This window comes from Bacillus pumilus (genome assembly GCF_009937765.1).
In the GTDB taxonomy this organism is placed as follows: Bacteria; Bacillota; Bacilli; order Bacillales; family Bacillaceae; genus Bacillus; species Bacillus pumilus_O.
In genome coordinates this window covers 1853343-1873413 of the sequence record NZ_CP047089.1, presented here as the reverse complement: position 1 = coordinate 1873413, position 20071 = coordinate 1853343, and the positions used below count along the sequence as shown (strand labels likewise).

Annotated in this window: 20 protein-coding genes and 1 riboswitch; of the genes, 19 read left to right on the top strand and 1 reads right to left on the bottom strand. The window is 43.2% G+C overall.

The features are described 5' to 3' along the window. The first annotated feature begins 4 nt into the window (after positions 1–4). The 9 genes from pyrE to GPS65_RS09040 all read left to right on the top strand — a co-directional run bounded on the left by pyrE (position 5) and on the right by GPS65_RS09040 (position 6828). Positions 5–643, top strand: coding sequence for an orotate phosphoribosyltransferase (pyrE, locus tag GPS65_RS09080; RefSeq protein ID WP_119124823.1), 639 nt, complete (start codon positions 5–7; stop codon positions 641–643). A gap of 139 nt (positions 644–782) precedes the next feature. Then, positions 783–885, top strand: a riboswitch (SAM riboswitch). 135 nt (positions 886–1020) lie between these two features. After that, the gene (locus GPS65_RS19855) at positions 1021–1077 is read left to right on the top strand and encodes a DUF2292 domain-containing protein (protein ID WP_088001608.1); all 57 of its coding nucleotides are present in this window, start codon (positions 1021–1023) and stop codon (positions 1075–1077) included. A gap of 41 nt (positions 1078–1118) precedes the next feature. Next, positions 1119–1820: a phosphoadenylyl-sulfate reductase gene (locus GPS65_RS09070; RefSeq protein ID WP_003211029.1), complete on the top strand. Its 702-nt coding sequence runs from the start codon at positions 1119–1121 to the stop codon at positions 1818–1820. Positions 1821–1833: 13 nt separating this feature from the next. Then, the gene (locus GPS65_RS09065) at positions 1834–2898 is read left to right on the top strand and encodes a sulfate permease (protein ID WP_088001511.1); all 1065 of its coding nucleotides are present in this window, start codon (positions 1834–1836) and stop codon (positions 2896–2898) included. A gap of 55 nt (positions 2899–2953) precedes the next feature. After that, positions 2954–4090 (top strand): sulfate adenylyltransferase, encoded by a 1137-nt coding sequence (gene sat / locus GPS65_RS09060; RefSeq protein WP_119124824.1) that lies wholly within the window; start codon positions 2954–2956, stop codon positions 4088–4090. Positions 4091–4104: 14 nt separating this feature from the next. Beyond that, positions 4105–4698, top strand: coding sequence for an adenylyl-sulfate kinase (gene cysC, locus GPS65_RS09055; protein ID WP_119124825.1), 594 nt, complete (start codon positions 4105–4107; stop codon positions 4696–4698). Between the two features lie 29 nt (positions 4699–4727). Further along, positions 4728–5483, top strand: a complete 756-nt coding sequence (gene cobA, locus GPS65_RS09050; RefSeq protein WP_119124826.1) for a uroporphyrinogen-III C-methyltransferase — start codon at positions 4728–4730, stop codon at positions 5481–5483. A gap of 75 nt (positions 5484–5558) precedes the next feature. Continuing rightward, on the top strand, positions 5559–6344 hold the full coding sequence (locus GPS65_RS09045; protein WP_119124827.1) for a sirohydrochlorin chelatase: 786 nt from the start codon (positions 5559–5561) through the stop codon (positions 6342–6344). Continuing rightward, entirely contained in the window at positions 6325–6828 is a 504-nt protein-coding gene (locus GPS65_RS09040; protein ID WP_119124828.1) for a precorrin-2 dehydrogenase/sirohydrochlorin ferrochelatase family protein, read from the top strand. The genes GPS65_RS09045 and GPS65_RS09040 overlap by 20 nt, the downstream gene beginning before the upstream one ends. 30 nt (positions 6829–6858) lie before the next feature. Here the strand turns inward: GPS65_RS09040 and GPS65_RS09035 are convergent, their stop codons facing one another. After that, positions 6859–8568, bottom strand: coding sequence for an Rqc2 family fibronectin-binding protein (locus GPS65_RS09035; RefSeq protein WP_144481868.1), 1710 nt, complete (start codon positions 8566–8568; stop codon positions 6859–6861). Positions 8569–8732: 164 nt separating this feature from the next. Between GPS65_RS09035 and GPS65_RS09030 the strand changes: the two genes are divergently transcribed. From GPS65_RS09030 to rsmB, 10 genes are all read left to right on the top strand, one after another. Further along, positions 8733–11408 carry a calcium-translocating P-type ATPase, SERCA-type gene (locus GPS65_RS09030; RefSeq protein ID WP_119124830.1) on the top strand — a complete coding sequence of 892 codons (2676 nt, stop codon included), beginning with the start codon at positions 8733–8735 and terminating at the stop codon, positions 11406–11408. A gap of 83 nt (positions 11409–11491) precedes the next feature. After that, entirely contained in the window at positions 11492–12367 is an 876-nt protein-coding gene (locus GPS65_RS09025; RefSeq protein ID WP_119124831.1) for a YicC/YloC family endoribonuclease, read from the top strand. A gap of 76 nt (positions 12368–12443) precedes the next feature. Next, positions 12444–12713, top strand: a complete 270-nt coding sequence (remA, locus tag GPS65_RS09020; protein ID WP_008344898.1) for an extracellular matrix/biofilm regulator RemA — start codon at positions 12444–12446, stop codon at positions 12711–12713. Between the two features lie 9 nt (positions 12714–12722). Beyond that, positions 12723–13337, top strand: a complete 615-nt coding sequence (gmk, locus tag GPS65_RS09015) for a guanylate kinase (protein ID WP_003212381.1) — start codon at positions 12723–12725, stop codon at positions 13335–13337. 3 nt (positions 13338–13340) lie between these two features. After that, positions 13341–13544: a DNA-directed RNA polymerase subunit omega gene (rpoZ, locus tag GPS65_RS09010; RefSeq protein ID WP_003211647.1), complete on the top strand. Its 204-nt coding sequence runs from the start codon at positions 13341–13343 to the stop codon at positions 13542–13544. A 117-nt stretch (positions 13545–13661) separates the two neighbouring features. Next, on the top strand, positions 13662–14879 hold the full coding sequence (gene coaBC, locus GPS65_RS09005) for a bifunctional phosphopantothenoylcysteine decarboxylase/phosphopantothenate--cysteine ligase CoaBC (RefSeq protein ID WP_161985408.1): 1218 nt from the start codon (positions 13662–13664) through the stop codon (positions 14877–14879). Then, entirely contained in the window at positions 14876–17284 is a 2409-nt protein-coding gene (gene priA, locus GPS65_RS09000) for a primosomal protein N' (RefSeq protein WP_161985407.1), read from the top strand. Before coaBC ends, priA begins: the two co-directional genes overlap by 4 nt. Before the next feature lie 15 nt (positions 17285–17299). Continuing rightward, positions 17300–17782 carry a peptide deformylase gene (gene def / locus GPS65_RS08995; protein ID WP_119124833.1) on the top strand — a complete coding sequence of 161 codons (483 nt, stop codon included), beginning with the start codon at positions 17300–17302 and terminating at the stop codon, positions 17780–17782. 5 nt (positions 17783–17787) lie between these two features. After that, on the top strand, positions 17788–18741 hold the full coding sequence (fmt, locus tag GPS65_RS08990) for a methionyl-tRNA formyltransferase (RefSeq protein ID WP_012009915.1): 954 nt from the start codon (positions 17788–17790) through the stop codon (positions 18739–18741). Then, the gene (gene rsmB / locus GPS65_RS08985; RefSeq protein WP_012009916.1) at positions 18728–20071 is read left to right on the top strand and encodes a 16S rRNA (cytosine(967)-C(5))-methyltransferase RsmB; all 1344 of its coding nucleotides are present in this window, start codon (positions 18728–18730) and stop codon (positions 20069–20071) included. Before fmt ends, rsmB begins: the two co-directional genes overlap by 14 nt.

The window sequence follows — 20071 nt, the reverse complement described above, 5'->3', positions numbered from 1 at the left end:
CCAGATGAAAACGAAAATCGCTAAACACCTATTACAAATCAAAGCGGTCTCATTGAAGCCAGACGAACCGTTTACATGGGCAAGCGGTATCAAATCACCGATCTATTGTGACAACCGTCTTACCTTGTCCTATCCAGAAGTCAGACACGACATTGCCGAAGGTCTGAAAGAGTTGATTCTCACTCATTTTGAGGGAGCAGAGGTGATTGCTGGTACTGCAACAGCAGGCATCCCGCATGCGGCATTAGCGGCAGACCGTCTGAATGCTCCGATGTGTTATGTCAGAAGTAAGCCAAAAGCACATGGAAAAGGGAATCAAATTGAAGGTGCCGTATCAAAAGGCCAAAAGGTAGTCGTCGTAGAAGATCTAATTTCAACAGGAGGCAGTGTGCTTGAAGTGGTCGCTGCTCTTCAAGAAGCGGGCTGTGACGTACTAGGCGTTGCCGCGATCTTCACATACGGTTTGCCAAAAGCTACGGCAGCATTCCAAGAGAAAAACATTCCATATGTTACTCTAACAGACTATGACACACTGACAGACGTGGCACTTGAGCTGAAAGCAATCGAGCCTTCTGCTATGAATAAATTAAAACGCTGGAGACAAGATCCTTCCTCTGAATCTTGGATGGAAGAAACCTTTTAAAAAGCTGCGCACAATCGCACAGCTTTTTTATTTGGTTAAAAATAGTAAAATAGACTCAAATTTAAATAAAAACTAATCCTATCAATAAAGTCGGGTTGACTTTTGTTTGAATTGTGTTAATATTTAAGACAAATTAAAACACTTATCCAGAGAGGTGGAGGGACTGGCCCGATGAAGCCCGGCAACCTGCGATATGCAAGGTGCTACTTCCTGCAAAATGATTCTATTTTGAAAGATAAGGAAATCGTGAGCTTCCTCATCTTTCTTTCGGACTGAAAGGAAGTTTTTTTATTTTAATGGTGAGGGGGAAGTGAGAGCAAAAGCAGGATGAAGACTATGCAGAAACTGATTGGGGATATGAATTCAGTTTAGTTGCACTGATTGTTCAGGACGGTCAAGTGATTCAAGTGGAAGAAAACAGAAAAATCAGTTGACGTAGTGCGAAGAGTAGTGATACTCCGGAAGGGGAGAAACAATGTTAACTTATGAAAATTGGCAAGAGCCGTCCATTACATTTCAAGAAGATGATTTGTATAAAGGGGCCTTATCTGTGCTGAAATGGGCATACGGTCATTATGGTGATCAGCTCGTTTATGCATGTAGTTTTGGTATTGAAGGCATTGTCCTTATTGATTTGATTGCGAAAGTAAAAAAGGATGCAAGAATTGTCTTTTTAGATACAGGTCTGCATTTTAAGGAAACGTACGACACAATTGATGCGGTAAAGGAAAGATACCCGGGTTTAGATATTGTGCTGAAAACCCCTGAGCTGACGGTGGAGGAGCAAAACGAGCAACATGGTGATCAACTATGGAAAACGGATCCTCAAAGCTGCTGCCATATGCGGAAGGTCATTCCTTTGCAAGAAGCGTTATCAGGCTATCCTGCATGGCTTTCTGGCTTAAGAAGAGAGCAGTCACCTAAGCGAGCAGGGACGAACTTTTTAAATAAGGATGAAAAATTCAAATCAGTGAAAGTATGTCCGCTTATCCACTGGACGTGGAAGGACATATGGAGATATGCATCTAGAGAAGAACTTACTTATAATCCGCTGCACGATCAGGGATATCCAAGTATCGGCTGTGCGCCGTGTACACAGCCAGCATTTACTGCCGAGGATCTGCGGTCTGGCAGATGGTCAGGCACAGCTAAGACTGAGTGCGGATTACATGAGTAAGGGAGCATAGTGTATGGAAATTGCCGCAATTTTATTTAGTTTATTTTTCGCGCTAAACATTGGCGCGAGTGGTGCAGCTGCTTCAATGGGCATCGCATACGGATCAGGCGCGATTCGAAAGCCAATCTTTGCACTCAGTGTATGTGCGGTTGGGATTTTAGCAGGATCAGTCATTGGCGGCGGTGAGGTCGTCAAAACCATCAGTTCTGGGATTATGCCTGAATCCGTCATTACACTTGAAATTGTTTGTATTATTATTGGTTCTGCTGCATTATCACTCTTTATAGCGAATTTGATGGCGATCCCTTTATCAACGAGTGAGGTGACAGTAGGTGCTGTCGTTGGAGTTGCGGTAGCGTATAAAGTATTGTATGTGAAATCCATTTTAGTCATCGTGTCCTTTTGGGTCATCATTCCTATTGTTGCTTTTCTTTTTACATTCATTGTAGTCAAAATCATCAGAATGTTCCCGAAACGAACCTTTTCAAAAAAAGGGACTTTGATTTTATCGATTATTTTGATCATTAGTGGATTTCTAGAAGCATTTTCTGCTGGGATGAACAATGTCGCCAATGCTGTAGGTCCCCTTGTTGCTTCAGGCATTTTATCTGTTGGGCAAGGAACGCTTTACGGTGGGCTTTTCGTTGCACTTGGTGCTCTTTTATTAGGAAGAAGGGTACTAGAAACAAATGGAAAGAAAATCACCCGCTATCAAACGGGCGAAGGGATATTGCTTTCAGGTACCGGTGCTGGACTTGTCATCATCAGCTCTATTTTTGGGCTACCTGTTCCACTTACCCAAATCACCTCCTCGTCTATCATTGGACTTGGCATGGCAAAAGGTGGACCTAATATTTTTCATAAACATGTGGTGAAAAAAATGCTGAAAGTGTGGGTAGTATCACCCTTTTTATCACTTAGTCTATCGTATTTGCTAGTGAGCCTTTTCTTAAAAGGTGACTATTACTCTATCTTTATCATGATGAGTGTACTGCTTGCCTCACTTGGTGCGCTAAGTCTGATGAAGGCAGTCAAAAATGAGAGCAGCTCGATTCATGAACAGGGCGGCGGGATTTAATGTTAAATCCGACTATTAACATCTACTAAATATGAACATTGAGAGGAAGATACAAATGAGTTTAACACCACATGGTGGCGTATTAATTAATCGAGTAAATGAAGAATATGATCTCAGCACGGTTGCAAAGGAAATTGAACTAGATGCTATCTCTTTTGCAGACCTTGAACTCATAGCAATTGGTGGGTATAGCCCAATTGAAGGATTTTTAACAAAAGCTGATTATGAATCCGTTGTGAGCAGTATGCGGCTAGCAAGTGGTGTCGTTTGGTCTCTTCCTATTACACTGCCAGTGACAAAGGAAAAGGCAGCGGAAATCCATCAAGGCGATATTGTGCGTCTATCGTATAATGGAACTGTATATGGCGTAATTGAAGTAGAGGATCAGTACACACCAGATAAAGAAAAAGAAGCGGTGAATGTGTACAAAACTGATGACCGCAATCATCCAGGTGTGAAAAAATTATTTGAACGCGGTGACACTTACATTGGTGGTAAAATTACACTGACGAAACGCAGCGAAAAACCATTCCCTCAATTTACGTATGAGCCGGAAGAAACAAGACGTCATTTTAAGGAGAACGGCTGGAAAACCATTGTTGGTTTCCAAACGAGAAACCCTGTTCACCGTGCCCATGAATATATTCAAAAGACAGCACTTGAAACCGTCGATGGTTTGTTTTTAAATCCACTTGTCGGCGAAACAAAATCAGACGATATTCCGGCAGATGTGAGAATGAAAAGTTATCAAGTGTTATTGAACGGTTATTACCCAAAAGATCGCGTCTTTTTAGGTGTTTTTCCTGCGGCAATGCGTTATGCTGGACCAAAGGAAGCAATCTTTCACGCACTTGTTCGTAAAAATTATGGCTGTACTCACTTTATTGTGGGAAGAGATCATGCAGGTGTTGGTGATTATTACGGCACATACGAGGCGCAGGAGTTATTTGAACAATTTACAAGCGAAGAAATTGGCATTACCCCGTTAAAATTTGAACATAGCTTCTACTGTAATACATGTGAAGCAATGGCAACACCAAAAACATGTCCTCACGATAAAAGCGAGCATGTCATTCTTTCAGGTACAAAGGTTCGAACGATGCTAAGAAACGGAGAATTACCGCCAAGCACGTTCAGCCGAAAAGAAGTCATTGAAACATTAATCGAAGGATTAAAAACGACGGTATCTTAATGGGAGGGTATGGCATGAGCAACGAACATATCGTGTGGCATGATTCATCTATTACAAAAAAAGAATATCAACAGAAAAACAATCATAAAAGCGGCATTATTTGGCTCACAGGTCTAAGTGGATCAGGTAAATCAACAATTGCAAATGCAGCGGCTAGAGAGCTGTTTGAACAAGGTTATCAAGTGACCGTTCTTGATGGTGATAATGTGCGGCATGGATTGAATAAAGATTTAGGGTTTTCAGATGATGACAGAAAAGAGAACATCCGCCGCATCGGAGAAGTGGCGAAATTGTTTGTTGAGCAAGGAACGATAGTTATCACGGCTTTTATTTCTCCATTTCAAGAAGACCGCCGCATTGTCAGACAGTTAGTGGAAGCAGGGGAATTTCACGAAGTGTTTGTGAAATGTGATTTGAACGTATGCGAAGAACGTGATCCAAAGGGGTTATATAAAAAAGCTAGAAATGGCGAAATTCCATTTTTCACCGGAATTGATTCACCATATGAAGAGCCAGCAGCACCTGAGCTCGTTCTAGATACAGGTGAATTATCGCGTGAAGAGTCCAAACAACGTCTTGTTGATTATGTAAAAGAAAAAGCGAAATAATCGCCTGATGGCAGGGGGAGAAAAGCACGATGGGGAAAGTATACATTGTGGGGGCTGGACCTGGGGATCCAGACTTAATTACATTAAAAGCCCATAAGGCAATACAGCAGGCAGATGTCATTTTATATGATCGTCTTGTCAATCAAGAAATACTCGCCCACGCCAAACCCGAGGCGGAATTAATTTATTGCGGAAAGCTGCCGAATCATCATACGATGAGACAGGAAGCCATTAATGAAGCCCTTGTCACCCATGCAAAAGAAGGGAATGTTGTCGTCCGGCTGAAAGGCGGCGATCCCTTTGTATTTGGACGCGGCGGTGAAGAAATCGAATGCTTAGCTGAGCATGGAATTCCATATGAAGTTGTCCCAGGAATTACTTCTGGCATTGCAGCAGCAGCTTATGCAGGCATTCCTGTAACCCACCGTGAATTCAGCTCGAATGTTGCGTTTGTTACGGGTCACTATCAAAAAGATGAGCATTTTGAAGAAAAATGGGAAGCACTGGCTACGGGGATTGATACCCTTGTGATTTACATGGGCGTCAAAAACGTAGAAAGAGTGCAGCAGCTTCTGATAAAAAATGGACGCGATCCTGCAACGCCAGCAGCGTTTATACACTGGGGAACCACGACGAGGCAAAAGACGACTTGTTGCACTGTAGCGACACTGTCTGAAACCGTTGAAAAAGAAGGCATCGAGCATCCAAGTTTAATCGTGGTTGGGGATGTCGTTCATTTTCACCAAAAGCTGAACTGGTTTGAACCTGCTCTCATTGAGAAATGAGAATAATAAAGAAGAGACACGTACATTGATCGTGTCTTTTCGTCTGAACAAAACAAAGTGAGAGGGAGGAGTCACATGAAACAAGCTGTCCTTTATGTTGGACATGGAAGCAGGGTAAAAGAAGCACAAGATAAAGCCATTTCTTTTATGAAAAGCTGTATGCCATTAGTAGAAGCCGATATACAAGAGATTTGTTTTTTAGAACTGACAGCCCCTTCTATAGAAGAAGGTTTTGAAGCTTGTGTGAAAAAAGGAGCGACACACATTGCGATCGTCCCGCTCCTCCTTTTAACTGCTATGCATGCTAAATCAGATATTCCAGTTGAGATTGAGAAAGTACAAAAACGATACCCGCAAGTGAAGGTCACATACGGAAAACCAATCGGGGTCAACCAAGAAGTGACAAAAGCAGTTGCTGCAAGAATTGAAGAAGCAGGATATCAAGGCGAGAAAGCACGGATTCTTTTAATTGGCCGTGGAAGCTCTGATCCAGATGTGAAGCGAGATGTGTTTGGCATTGCGGACGATGTCAGGCGCCTGCTGCCTCTTGCAGAAGTCCTGCCATGTTTTATTACAGCATGTGAACCAAATTACCGAGATGTTCTGGCGCAATTAACAGTAGATGATGATGTTCCTGTTTATCTTGTTCCTTACCTGTTGTTTACGGGTATGTTAATGAAAGAGATTGAAAATGAAGCGGCTCAGGCGAGAGAGAGGCTAAAAGATGTCCGGGTATGCCGGTATATTGGCTTTCATCCGCATGTAAAAGCAGCTTATATTGAACGTGTGCAAGAAACCATTTTAAACAAAGATGATGCGTTTCATTTTCAAGGAGAAAGCCATGCTTCCAGTCCATCTTGATTTAACCAATCAACAAGTGCTCATTGCCGGCGGTGGAAAAATAGCGGCAAGAAGGGCAGAGGCGCTATGTATAGAGCCTTGCCATATCACCATCGTGAGTCCTGGCATTTCTAAAGAAATGGCACGTCTCATTGATACATACAACCTGAATTGGAAAGAAAAGAAAGTGGATGCTGAAGATTTAGAGGATGCTTTTTTCATTGTCGCTGCTACAAATGATCCGGCGGTAAATGAATGGATTGCCCAAACAGCAAGGCCCCATCAGCTTGTGAATTGTGTGAGCCAATCAGAACTTGGCAATGTGATCGTGCCAAAGGTGGTCAAAGCAGGGAGAGTGACGATTTCAGTCTCTACAAGCGGTGCGAGCCCAGCTCGGACAAAACAGCTGGCTGCGGAAATTGAGACATTGCTTGAACAAGAGGATGTAGATGCACTTGACGCTCTCTATATCGAAAGAAAAAAACAACAAAGAAAAAGCCGATAAAATCTCCTTAAAAGATTTTATCGGCTATTATTATTTTCGGAGCTTTAGAACCACATCTTCGTCAGGGGTGACAAATAATGTTTGCTGTTGATCATATGTCACAAAACCGGGCTTGGCTCCATTTGGTTTTTTCACATGCCGGATTTTCGTGTAATCGACAGGTACGGAGCTCGACTCTTTTGCCTTCGAGAAGTAGGCAGCGATTTGAGCCGCTTCAAGCAGCGTCTGTTCATCAGGCGTTTGATGACGGATGACGACGTGTGATCCAGGAATATCTTTCGTGTGCAGCCAAATATCGTCACGGGCAGCCGCTTTTGTGGTTAAATATTCGTTTTGTTTGTTGTTTTTTCCGACCAAGATCGGAATCCCTTGAGACGATTCATACGTTTCGAGCTGAATCGCCGCCGTTTTTTTCTTTTTGGCGTTACGCTTTTGTTTGGCGCGTAAATATTTCCCCTCAACAAGCTCTTCTCTCATTTCCTCTAAATCTTTCGGTGAGGCAGAGGACAGCTGCTGAATCAACTCATCAAAATAAGCAATCTCTTCATGTGTCCGCTCAATTTGTACATTGACCGCTTCTACTGCATTTTTTGCCTTTTGATATTTTGTGAAATATGCTTGCGCATTTTCAGAAGGGGTTTTGTTTGTTTTGAGCGGTATCGTGATTTCTCCGCCATCTTCATCGTAATAATTGATGACAGTCGCCTCTTTATCCCCTTTTTTGATGGCATATAAATTGGCTGTTAGCAATTCGCCATAGAGCTGATATTTATGGGCATTTTGAGATTCCTCAAGGGTTCTGTTCAGTTTTTTGAGCTTGTTTTCATTTTTCTTTTTTTCATTTACGACAAACCGTTCAAGGTCAGACGCTTGTTGTTTCACTCTGTCTCTTTCAGCTTTGCCGAAATAAAAGCGGTCAAGCAGCTGGCTGAGAGAGTCGAATGTTTTCATTTCACCATCGATATGCTGTAGCTCTAATAAATAGAAATACTCCTTCCCATCTTTTCTTGTGAGCTGCGGAGTAAAGGAATGCATGCGAATAAGCTGGAACATGTCGAGCAGTGTATTTGGAATGGTTTCCTGATTAACAAGACCGGCCCTGTGTACAGCTTCCTTTGCAAACAGAGGAGAAACCCCAGAGAATGTATCGACAATTTGTTTTGCGATCATTCCTTCTTGAAAGCGTAAATGTTTTAAAATATCATCCTTCGTTACTGCAAACGGATTTAATTTTTGCTGAGCAGGCGGCAGAAGGTATTCGTGACCAGGAAGCACTGTCCGGTAGCTGTTCACAGATGGAGAAAGATGCTTCAGGCCATCGATTATCTGCTGCGTGTCATCTTCGACAAGAATCAAATTACTATGTCTTCCCATGATTTCAATGTAGAGCTTTCGAGTCTGTTCGTCGCCAATTTCATTGCGGCTTCGTACATGAAGTACGATCACTCGGTCAAATCCAATTTGTTCGAAACGTTCAATGAATCCGCCCTCAAGATGTTTTCTAAGGAGCATACAAAACATTGGAGGTTCGCTAGGATTGTCATATTGCTGCTCTGTGAGCTGCACTCTAGCGTAGCTCGGGTGAGCGGATAAAAGGAGCTTATGATTCTTTCCGTTTGCTCGGATATGAAAAATCAACTCGTGCTTATATGGCTGATGGATTTTTGAAATTCTACCGCCAGTTAATGTCTCTTGCAATTCATTTGTCATACCATATGTAAAAATGCCGTCAAATGACATGTTGGATACACCCTCTTCTTTCACACAAATCTACTGAAAGAACCTTCCATTTCTCGTTCTTTAGGCAGTCTCATTATTATAGCATGATTTAGGACGAGTCTGAATAAACTGGCTTATAGAACACTGCATATGAGAGAGAACAAAAGAGGAGTGGACGAGGTCAAATGAATTGGCATGAACTGAACCAAACCGATTTATTAAAAACAATGAATACATCGATAGGTGACGGACTGTCAGAAAAAGATGTACAAAAACGGCTTGAAAAACATGGGCCAAATGAATTGCAAGAAGGGAAAAAGGCGTCGGCTCTGATCATTTTTTTAGCGCAATTTAAAGATTTTATGGTGTTAATCTTGCTTGCAGCAACGATCATTTCTGCTTTTCTAGGTGAATACATTGATGCAGTTGCCATTGTAGCGATTGTTCTCATTAATGGAGTGCTCGGCTTTTATCAAGAGCGCCGGGCGGAAAAATCCCTTCAAGCGCTAAAGGAATTATCAACCCCGCATGTGTATGCAAGGAGAAATAATGAATGGATCAAGATCCCGTCTAAACATCTTGTGCCAGGGGATATTGTGAAATTTTCAAGTGGAGACCGAATTGGGGCAGATATTAGATTACTAGAAACAAAGAGCCTGGAAATCGAGGAGTCTGCTCTCACTGGCGAATCCATCCCAGCAGTCAAACACGCAAGTCCGCTTTCTAGCAACCATGTCTCGCTTGGTGATTTGACGAACATGGCCTTTATGGGGACGCTTGTCACTAGAGGAAGCGGCGTGGGCGTTGTCATTGGGACAGGGATGAATACAGCGATGGGACAAATTGCTGGCATGCTGGATGCAGCAGGGAATATGGAAACACCGCTGCAAAGACGTCTCGAACAGCTTGGGAAAATCCTCATTGTCGTTGCTTTATTTTTAACGGTGCTCGTTGTTGTTCTTGGCGTTGTGCAAGGACATGATTTGTATCATATGTTCCTGGCGGGAGTATCACTTGCAGTTGCTGCCATTCCTGAAGGCCTACCTGCGATTGTCACCGTCGCACTTTCACTAGGCGTGCAGCGGATGATCAAACAAAAATCGATTGTCAGAAAACTCCCGGCGGTGGAGACTCTTGGCTGTGCGTCGATCATTTGTTCAGATAAAACAGGAACCATGACGCAAAATAAAATGACTGTGACCCATGTATGGGCAGAGGGCAAAACGTGGAATATTTCTGGTACGGGCTATGAGCCATCTGGTGATTTCACCTTGAACGGAGAACTTGTCCATGTCGACAAACATCCAAGCCTGCAAAAGGTGTTATTATATGGGGCGCTTTGTAATACATCGACCATCGTTGAAAAAGATGGCGAAATGAGGCTTGATGGTGATCCGACAGAGGGGGCACTTCTCACCGCAGCACGTAAAGCGGGTTTTACAGAGCAATTCATCGAAGCAGGATTTCACGTGGTAGAAGAGTTTCCTTTTGATTCAGAAAGAAAGATGATGTCAGTCGTCGTCGAAACGAATCAAAAAGAGCGGTACGTCATTGCAAAAGGTGCACCTGATGTCCTAATGAACCGTTCCAGCCATATCATGCACGGCGGCCGTACAGCGTCATTTTCAACCACTCATAGGCAAGAAACAGAGGCTGCGATTCAAAGTTTAGCAAGACAAGCGCTCAGAACGATCGCCATTGCGTATAAAAAAGTTGGTCTGACCGAAACCATCACCTCTGTCCAGCAGGCTGAAACTGATTTAACATTTATCGGGCTAGAAGGCATGATCGATCCCCCTCGTCCTGAAGTGAGACGAGCGATTAAAGAGTGCAGGGATGCGGGTATAAAAACAGTCATGATTACAGGAGATCACGTGGAAACAGCCAAAGCGATTGCGAAAGACTTGAGCCTTTTACCAAAGCAAGGAAAGGTGCTCGACGGAAAAGCGCTGGATCAGATGAGTGACAAAGAGCTTGAGCAAACGGCTGAAAATGTATACGTCTTTGCACGGGTATCACCGGAGCATAAGCTGAGAATTGTGAAGGCCTATCAAAAAAATGGACATATTGTAGCGATGACAGGTGACGGGGTCAATGATGCGCCTGCAATTAAACAAGCAGATATCGGTATCTCTATGGGCATCACTGGAACAGACGTAGCCAAGGAAGCGTCCTCTCTTATTTTACTTGATGACAACTTTGCGACCATTAAATCGGCTATTAAAGAAGGCCGAAATATTTATGAAAACATCCGTAAGTTTGTCCGTTATTTGCTCGCATCAAATGTGGGGGAAATTTTGGTTATGCTGTTTGCGATGCTTCTAGCGCTTCCGCTTCCTCTCGTTCCTATTCAAATTTTATGGGTCAACCTCGTCACAGATGGTCTCCCGGCGATGGCGCTTGGCATGGATAAGCCAGAAGGCGATGTCATGAAAAGGAAGCCGAGGAATATGAAAGAGGGGATTTTTGCTAGAGGACTCGGCTGGAAGGTTGTATCTAGAGGGTTCCTCATTGGACTTGCGACCCTTTTAGCATTTATGTTTGTGTATCACCGTGATCCAAACAATCTGCCATATGCGCAGACTGTTGCATTTAGTACGCTTGTGTTGGCGCAGCTCATTCATGTATTTGACTGCCGCAGTGAACGATCCATCTTTGAGCGGAATCCATTCGGGAATCTTTACTTAATCGGTGCGGTTTTGTCATCACTTTTATTGATGTTTGTGGTCATTTATTATCCGCCGCTACAGCCGATTTTCAAAACGGTGGCGATTGCACCAATTGATTGGCTATTGATCATCGGTATGTCTGCACTGCCAACTTTTTTACTGGCAGGATCACTTTTGACAAGAAAAAAATAATTCGTTATGGTATAATTTTGAGGTAATAGTGTCTGCTATTACCTTTTTCATTTTATTAATATGAAAGAATTGGGTGTTTTGACATGATACGCAGTATGACGGGATTCGGTCAAGCGAGTAAAACGGATGGAGAACTGACAGTGTCAGTTGAGCTAAAATCGGTCAATCACCGTTTTAAAGAGGTTCATGCCCGTTTGCCGAGGCCGCTTTTATATTTCGAAGACACATTAAAAAAAATCATTCTTCGTCACGTGCAGCGTGGTAGAATTGAGCTGTTTGTTACGATTGAAGGCGGTAAACTAGCAAGCCGGTCCTTGCAGATCGACTGGTCGCTGCTTGATGAATACATGAAAGCCGCAAAAGATCTCGAGAAGCGCTATCACATTTCAGGCATTCAGCATGCACATGACTTACTTGGGCTAGAGCATGCCGTTCAAGTAGAAGAATCCGCCAGCCGAAATGAGCAATTAGAGCAATTGCTGATGGAAGCTTGTGAAACGGCTGTCAAGGAGCTTTGTTTCATGAGAGAGCAGGAGGGGACATCACTTCAAAAAGACTGTGAGCTGAGGCTTTCTGAATTAGAAGCCTATACAGAAGAAATCAAAGTCTTTGCACCAGAGGTTGTGAGTCAGTATAAAGACAGGCTCAATCAGCGTTTGCAAGAGTGGGTTGGAGAGGCGCTTGACGAAAGCAGATTGACAACAGAAGCTGCGATCTTTGCTGACCGGTGTGACATTACAGAAGAGATTACGAGATTGAAAAGTCACTTTCAACAATTCCAGCAAATCTTGATGCAAGGCGGTGCTGCCGGAAGAAAACTTGATTTTCTTGTACAGGAGCTCAACCGTGAAGTGAACACCATTGGCTCAAAAGCGAACCATCATCATTTAACTAAGCTCGTGGTTGAAATGAAAAGTGCTATTGAAAAAATAAAAGAACAAGTGCAAAATATAGAATAGTCATTGTGTATGCTGTTTACAGTACGTCTCTTTCGGCGAGACTAGAGACGTTTATAATACAGGGGGACGTTAGAAGATGACCATAAAGTTGATCAATATCGGATTTGGAAACATCATTTCAGCGAATCGGATGATTTCGATCGTCAGTCCGGAATCAGCACCGATTAAACGAATGATACAAGACGCAAGAGATCGAGGCATGCTCATAGATGCTACATACGGAAGAAGAACCCGTGCTGTTGTCATTATGGACAGTGACCATGTCATCTTATCTGCCGTTCAGCCTGAGACTGTCGCGCAAAGACTTTCTGTAAAAGAAGAAATCATAGATGAAGGGCAGGGGTAATACGCCATTATGAAAGAAAGAGGACTTTTAATCGTTCTCTCTGGACCTTCGGGAGTTGGAAAAGGAACGGTCAGACAGGCCATTTTCTCCCAGGAAGATACGAAATTTGAATACTCTATTTCTGTGACAACACGTAAACCGCGTGAAGGTGAAAGAAATGGTGTCGATTATTTCTTTAAATCCAGGGAAGAATTTGAACATATGATTGAAAACAAAAAGCTGTTAGAATGGGCAGAGTATGTCGGGAATTACTACGGCACGCCTGTTGACTATGTAGAACAGACATTAAGCGAAGGAAAAGATGTTTTCCTTGAAATCGAAGTGCAAGGTGCACTTCAAGTAAGAGAAGCATTTCCAGAAGGTCTTTTTATTTTCCTTGCACCGCCTAGTCTTTCAGAACTTCAGAACCGCATCATTACGCGTGGTACAGAGTCTGAGGAGCTCATTCGAAATCGAATGGCTGCTGCAAAAGAAGAGATTGAAATGATGGATGCTTACGACTATGTCGTCGAAAACGATGATGTCGAGCTTGCTTGTGAAAGAATCAAAGCGATCGTCCTTGCAGAACACTTGCGCAGAGACAGAGTCGCACCAAGATATAAAAAAATGCTGGGGGTAGAATAAACCATGTTAGATCCTTCAATTGACTCATTGATGAACAAACTTGATTCAAAATATACACTTGTAACAGTATCTGCACGCCGTGCACGTGAAATGCAGATCCACCAAGATCAGCAAATCGAAAATACGAAGTCTTACAAATTTGTAGGCAAAGCACTTGAAGAAATCGATGCCGGTCTTTTGACATTTGAAAAAGAGGATCAAGAATAACACATCGCTTCTGCTATGCAGATACGATACGTTCAAAAAAGTCAAAACTATGATTGGTTTTGACTTTTTTGAATTGTAGACGAATTTGTGAAAAAGGCCGTTAAGGGGGACAAACTAATGTTACAGTCAAAAAATATTTTGCTCGGCGTCAGCGGAGGAATCGCCGTATATAAAGCAGCTGCACTTACTAGTAAACTCGTACAGGCGGGCGCAAATGTAAGAGTCATTATGACGGAATCTGCTCGTGAGTTTGTGTCTCCGCTTACCTTCCAAGCTCTGTCTCGACATGAGGTGTATGTGGATACATTTAAAGAAAACAATCCAAAGGTCATAGCGCATATTGATGTAGCTGACTGGGCCGATCTCATTCTAGTTGCCCCTGCAACAGCACATACGATTGGTAAAATGGCGGCAGGGCTTGCAGATGATATGCTCACGACGACCTTACTTGCTTCAATCGCTCCTGTATGGATTGCACCAGCGATGAATGTGCATATGTATGATCACCCAGCTGTGAAGCGGAACATTCGCACATTATATGAGGATGGCTACCGGTTTATTGAACCGAGCGAAGGTTATTTAGCGTGTGGCTACATTGGAAAAGGGCGATTAGAGGAGCCTGAAAAAATCGTAGAGCACATCCGTGCATTTTTTGAAGAGCCAAAAAGCTTACCGCTCTCAGGTAAAAAAGTCGTGGTGACAGCAGGTCCTACTAGAGAAGTCATCGATCCTGTGCGTTTCTTTACAAATCGATCGTCAGGAAAAATGGGCTATGCGATTGCAGAGGCTGCGCAGCAGATGGGCGCAGATGTCACGCTCATTTCAGGACCTGTTTCTTTAACTGAACCTAATCATGTCCATGTGGTGCACGTTGAATCGGCAGAGGACATGTATCAAGCCGCATTAGCTGAGTATGAGGAAGCGGACCTTTTCATTAAATCAGCAGCCGTCGCCGACTATACCCCCGTGACCTCATATCCACATAAAATGAAAAAACAGGACGGCGCCTTAGAGATAGAATTCACTCGGACTAAAGATATTTTAAAAGAGCTGGGGAAAAGAAAAGAGCATCAAGTGCTTGTCGGTTTTGCAGCTGAAACGCAGGATGTAGAATATTATGCGAAAAAGAAAATCGAATCTAAGCATTTAGATATGATTGTGGCCAACAACGTCACAAAAGAAGGTGCAGGATTTGCGACAGACACAAATGTAGCAGCCATCATCAAAGCAGATGGTACAACAAAAGAACTGCCGATGATGAGCAAAAAAGACCTCGCTTTTGAAATCTTAAAGGAGGCAAAACAGCTGTTGCCAAAAGAGCGTGATCGAGCATGATTGCTGAAGTCATCGTAGATGTCACGACGAAAGCCATTGATCGGCCATTCGATTACCGTGTACCAGATCGATTCAAAGATCTCGTCAAAGCGGGAATGAGGGTGGTCGTTCCCTTTGGCCCGAGGAAGATTCAAGGGTTTGTGACAAAAGTCAAAGAAGAAACAGACGTAAAAACAGGAAGCATAAAGGACATTGTCGATTTATTTGATTTATCACCTGTTCTGACAGATGAGCTAATGGAGCTTTCCCACTGGCTGACGGAAAAAACATTGTCCTATCACATAACGGCACTTCAATCGATGTTGCCTGCAGCCATGAAGGCGAAGTATGAAAAAGAAATTCAAGTGCTGTCAGATGAAGAACTTCCGCAGTCATTGAAAGAGCTTTTCGGTCAGCGAGATAGCATTCTTTACGCTGACATTCCAGCTGAACAACTAAAACAGATTCAAAAGCATGTCCAAAAAGGGCATCTAGAGGTAAGGTATCACGTCTCGCAAAAATCTGGAAAGAAAAAAGTGCGCATGCTCCAACTAGCAGTTTCGAAAGATAAGCTTGAAGAAAAGCAGCAGCAGCTGAAGAAAAATGCGGTCAAACAAAAGGCACTGCTCTCCTTCTTGCTTCAAGCGAGTGAGACGACCTTTTTAGCGAAAGACTTGCAGCAACAAACAGGCGCGAGTTCTCAAACGCTTAAAACCTTGATTCAAGAAGGACTGTTAATAGAAAGCTATGAAGAGGTCTACCGCGATCCTTATCGGGACCGGGCGTTTACACCTTCTGCCTCACTTGACCTCATGCCTGAACAAGCAGAAGCGGCAAAACATATTCATCAAGCAGTCAGTGATGACCGGCACGAGACCTTTCTGCTGCACGGGGTAACAGGAAGCGGTAAAACGGAAATATACTTGCAGACGATTGATCATGCTCTTCAAAAAGGAAAAGAAGCGATCGTTCTTGTTCCAGAAATCTCGTTGACCCCTCAAATGGTTCAACGGTTTAAAGAACGATTTGGTTCAAATGTGGCTGTCCTTCATAGCGGCTTATCGACAGGGGAAAAATATGATGAATGGCGGAAAATCCACCGCAAAGAAGTCAAGCTTGTTGTGGGCGCGAGATCGGCAGTTTTCGCACCATTTGAAAATCTAGGCATGATTATCATAGATGAAGAGCATGAATCTTCTTATAAACAAGAGGAAATGCCCCGTTATCATGCCAAGGACGTCGCCATTGAACGAGCCAAAAGGCATCAATGTCCAGTCGTTTTAGGCAGTGCAACCCCTTCACTTGAAACGTACGCGCGTGCCAAAAAAGGCGTGTTTACACTGCTCACGCTTAAGCACCGAGTGAACCAGCAGAAGCTGCCGCACGTTTCGTTAATTGATATGAGAGAAGAATTGAGAAATGGTAACAGATCTATGTTTTCAGAAGAATTAATGCTCAGATTAAAGGAAGTGCTTGAAAGAAAAGAACAAGCTGTCTTATTTCTGAATAAAAGGGGCTATTCATCCTTTGTGATGTGCCGTGATTGCGGATATGTGGAGCAATGTCCTCATTGCGAAATTTCTCTTACCTATCACCGCTATCAAAAACGTCTGAAATGCCATTATTGCGGTCACGAAGCACCAGTGCCAGAAGAATGTCCAGAATGCCATAGTGAGCATATTCGCTATTTTGGTACGGGTACGCAGCGTGTAGAAGAAGAGCTGAGAAAAGTACTGCCAGAGGCAAGAGTCATTCGAATGGATGTGGATACAACGTCTCGTAAAGGTGCTCACGAAAAACTCCTTACATCTTTTGGCAATAAAGAAGCGGACATCTTGCTCGGGACGCAGATGATTGCAAAAGGGTTAGATTTCCCAGATGTCACACTAGTTGGAGTTCTAAGTGCGGATACGTCTCTTCATATTCCTGATTTCCGTTCAAGTGAAAAAACATTTCAGTTGCTCACGCAGGTCAGCGGCAGGGCAGGACGACATGAAAAAGCGGGCTCTGTCATCATTCAATCGTATACGCCTTCTCACTATAGTATTGAATTAACGAAGCAGCATGACTACGAAGCCTTTTATGAACAGGAGATGCTGCATCGCCGCCACCAGTCTTATCCGCCGTATTACTTTTTGGCGATGGTGACTGTATCACATGAGGAAGTGACAAAGGCAGCGCATGTCACGGATCAAATCGTTCAGTTTCTAAAAATGAACTGTGCACCGAATACAAGAATCCTTGGTCCGGCTGCATCACCAATCGCTAAGATCAAAGATAGATATCGATATCAATGCGTGATAAAATACAAAAGGGAAAATGAACTGGCAAGTTTACTACGGAAAATACAAGATCATTATCAAAAGGAAATGGAACAAAAACAATTGATGATTTCAATAGATATGAATCCATATATGATGATGTAAAACGGAGGGCTTTAAGTGGCAGTAAAACCAATAGTCATACATCCGGCAGAAGTACTCGAACAAAAGGCAGAGTCTGTCGATACGTTCGATAAAAAGCTTAAAAAGCTACTTGATGATATGTATGATACAATGCTTGAGCTAGACGGAGTCGGACTAGCAGCACCACAAATTGGCATTTCACAAAGAATTGCTGTTGTTGATATCGGTGAAGAATCTGGCAGAATTGATTTAGTGAATCCCGAGGTTCTTGAAGTAAAAGGAAGTCAAACAGATATTGAAGGCTGCCTGAGCTTTCCATCTTTATACGGTACAGTAGAAAGACCAAGCTATGTGAAGGTAAAAGCCTTTGATAAGAAAGGCAAACCATATACAATAGAAGCAGAAGGATTTTTAGCAAGAGCTTTATTGCACGAAATTGATCATTTAGACGGCATATTATTTACGTCGAAAATCATTCAAACTTATACAGAAAAAGAACTAGCGGAAATGGAAGGGTGAAGAAAATGGCACGTATTGTATTTATGGGAACCCCTGATTTCTCAGTACCTGTGCTGCAAACACTCATAACAGAAGGATACGAAGTCGTCGGGGTCGTCACGCAGCCAGATCGCCCGAAAGGCAGAAAACGAGTTCTCACGCCGCCTCCTGTGAAAGTGGAAGCCTTAAAGCATGGCATTCCGGTCTTGCAGCCTGAAAAGGTACGTCTTGATGAAGAAATTGATAAAGTGCTTGCATTAAAGCCGGATTTAATTGTCACGGCGGCATTTGGACAAATTCTACCAAAACGATTGCTGGATGAACCTCAGTTTGGCTGTATCAATGTACATGCCTCACTGCTCCCAGAACTAAGAGGGGGCGCGCCGATCCATTATGCGATCCTTCAAGGTAAAAAGAAAACAGGCGTTACGATCATGTACATGGTGGAACGACTTGATGCAGGGGATATGATCAGTAAAGTAGAAGTGGAAATCGATGAATTAGACAATGTCGGTACATTGCATGACAAATTAAGTGTAGCAGGTGCTGCCCTATTGAAAGATACTGTGCCGAATGTTCTGAGCGGATCTATTTCGCCAATTCCGCAAAATGAAGATGCCGCAACGTACGCACCTAATATAAAGCGAGAGCAGGAAAGGTTAGACTGGACAAAGACCGGTGAAGAGCTTTATAACCAAGTTCGCGGCTTAAATCCATGGCCAGTTGCCTATACTGAATGGAACGGGGCTCATCTAAAAGTATGGGAAGCAAAAAAAGTTCCACTCGAAGTGCAAGAAGAAGCTGGGAAAGTGATTGAGCTTCAAAAAGAAGGTCCAGTCATTGGAACTGGGAATAAACAGGGCCTTCTATTAACAGGTGTACAGCCAGCTGGTAAGAAAAAGATGAGCGGCGAAGACTTCCTAAGAGGCGCAAATATCGAAATTGGACAGAAATTAGGGTTAATGAATGAAGAAAAGTAATGTGAGAGAAGTAGCGCTGGACGCTTTAATCAAACTCGAACAAAACCAAGCTTATAGTAATTTACTGTTGCAGTCAGTCATGAAAGACAAAGACTTGGCAGATCAAGACAAGCCGCTCTTAACAGAGCTTGTCTACGGTACACTGCAAAACAAGCTGGCATTAGATTATATGCTGGCACCATTTGTGAAAAAACCGCAAAAGGTGGCTCCGTGGGTCATGCAGCTTTTGCGGATGTCTCTTTATCAAATGGTCTACCTTGAAAAGATTCCAGATCGTGCAGCCATCCATGAAGCAGTAGAGCTAACGAAAAAGAGAGGGCACAAGGGCATTTCTTCACTTGTGAACGGGGTTCTTCGTTCCGTGCAAAGAGAAGGCGTTCCGGCTTTTGATGACATCAAAGATCCAGTTAAGCGGCTATCGATTGAGACAAGCCACCCATTATGGCTCGTGCAGGAATGGGTTCAGTCGTACGGATTTGAAGCGACAGAAAGCATGTGCCGCATTCACTTAGTACCGCCAAAGCAAACCCTTCGTGTCAACCGAATAAAAACGGACCGCGCAGCATTGAAGCAAAAACTGCTGGATGCCGGAATCGAAACGGAGCTTGGAGACTTATCTGAAGATGCACTCAAGCTAATGAAAGGGTCCATCGTTTCAACTCCTTCTTTTCAAGAAGGCTATGTGACCATTCAAGATGAAAGCTCAATGCTTGTTGCAAGAGCACTAGACCCTCAGCCGGGAGAAACTGTACTTGATGCCTGTGCGGCTCCGGGCGGAAAATCAACACATATCGCTGAGCGTATGAACGACGAAGGACAAATTGTTTCACTTGATTTGCACGAACATAAAGTGAAACTCATCAAACAAGCAGCAAAACGTCTAAACCTTACTCAGATTGAAGCAAAAGCACTCGATGCAAGGAAAGCAAAGGACGATTACAGCGAAGCTTCCTTTGACCGGATTCTGATTGATGCACCGTGTTCTGGTTTTGGCGTCATTAGACGAAAACCAGATATGAAATATACAAAGTCTCCAGAAGACTCAGCAAGGCTTGCTATAATTCAGCAGGCAATCTTAAAAGAAACAGCTCCACTTTTAAAACCTGGCGGAACCCTTGTGTATAGTACATGTACAATGGACCCATCAGAAAATCAACAAGTGATTCATGCGTTTTTACAAGAACACCAAGACTTCGAACCCGATCTATCTCTTAATGAACGGCTGCCTGAGCAGGTTGCTCCGTTTGTTCAAAACGGAAGTGTGCAAATTCTTCCTCATTATTTCGGAACAGATGGTTTCTTTATTTGCAGCATGAGAAAGAAGGGATAA

Coding starts and splice junctions, on each gene's coding strand:
- pyrE (WP_119124823.1), top strand. CDS start 5: ATGAAAACGAAAATCGCTAAACACCTATTACAAATCAAAGCGGTCTCA.
- GPS65_RS09070 (WP_003211029.1), top strand. CDS start 1,119: ATGTTAACTTATGAAAATTGGCAAGAGCCGTCCATTACATTTCAAGAA.
- GPS65_RS09065 (WP_088001511.1), top strand. CDS start 1,834: ATGGAAATTGCCGCAATTTTATTTAGTTTATTTTTCGCGCTAAACATT.
- sat (WP_119124824.1), top strand. CDS start 2,954: ATGAGTTTAACACCACATGGTGGCGTATTAATTAATCGAGTAAATGAA.
- cysC (WP_119124825.1), top strand. CDS start 4,105: ATGAGCAACGAACATATCGTGTGGCATGATTCATCTATTACAAAAAAA.
- cobA (WP_119124826.1), top strand. CDS start 4,728: ATGGGGAAAGTATACATTGTGGGGGCTGGACCTGGGGATCCAGACTTA.
- GPS65_RS09045 (WP_119124827.1), top strand. CDS start 5,559: ATGAAACAAGCTGTCCTTTATGTTGGACATGGAAGCAGGGTAAAAGAA.
- GPS65_RS09040 (WP_119124828.1), top strand. CDS start 6,325: ATGCTTCCAGTCCATCTTGATTTAACCAATCAACAAGTGCTCATTGCC.
- GPS65_RS09035 (WP_144481868.1), bottom strand. CDS start 8,568: ATGTCATTTGACGGCATTTTTACATATGGTATGACAAATGAATTGCAA.
- GPS65_RS09030 (WP_119124830.1), top strand. CDS start 8,733: ATGAATTGGCATGAACTGAACCAAACCGATTTATTAAAAACAATGAAT.
- GPS65_RS09025 (WP_119124831.1), top strand. CDS start 11,492: ATGATACGCAGTATGACGGGATTCGGTCAAGCGAGTAAAACGGATGGA.
- remA (WP_008344898.1), top strand. CDS start 12,444: ATGACCATAAAGTTGATCAATATCGGATTTGGAAACATCATTTCAGCG.
- gmk (WP_003212381.1), top strand. CDS start 12,723: ATGAAAGAAAGAGGACTTTTAATCGTTCTCTCTGGACCTTCGGGAGTT.
- rpoZ (WP_003211647.1), top strand. CDS start 13,341: ATGTTAGATCCTTCAATTGACTCATTGATGAACAAACTTGATTCAAAA.
- coaBC (WP_161985408.1), top strand. CDS start 13,662: ATGTTACAGTCAAAAAATATTTTGCTCGGCGTCAGCGGAGGAATCGCC.
- priA (WP_161985407.1), top strand. CDS start 14,876: ATGATTGCTGAAGTCATCGTAGATGTCACGACGAAAGCCATTGATCGG.
- fmt (WP_012009915.1), top strand. CDS start 17,788: ATGGCACGTATTGTATTTATGGGAACCCCTGATTTCTCAGTACCTGTG.
- rsmB (WP_012009916.1), top strand. CDS start 18,728: ATGAAGAAAAGTAATGTGAGAGAAGTAGCGCTGGACGCTTTAATCAAA.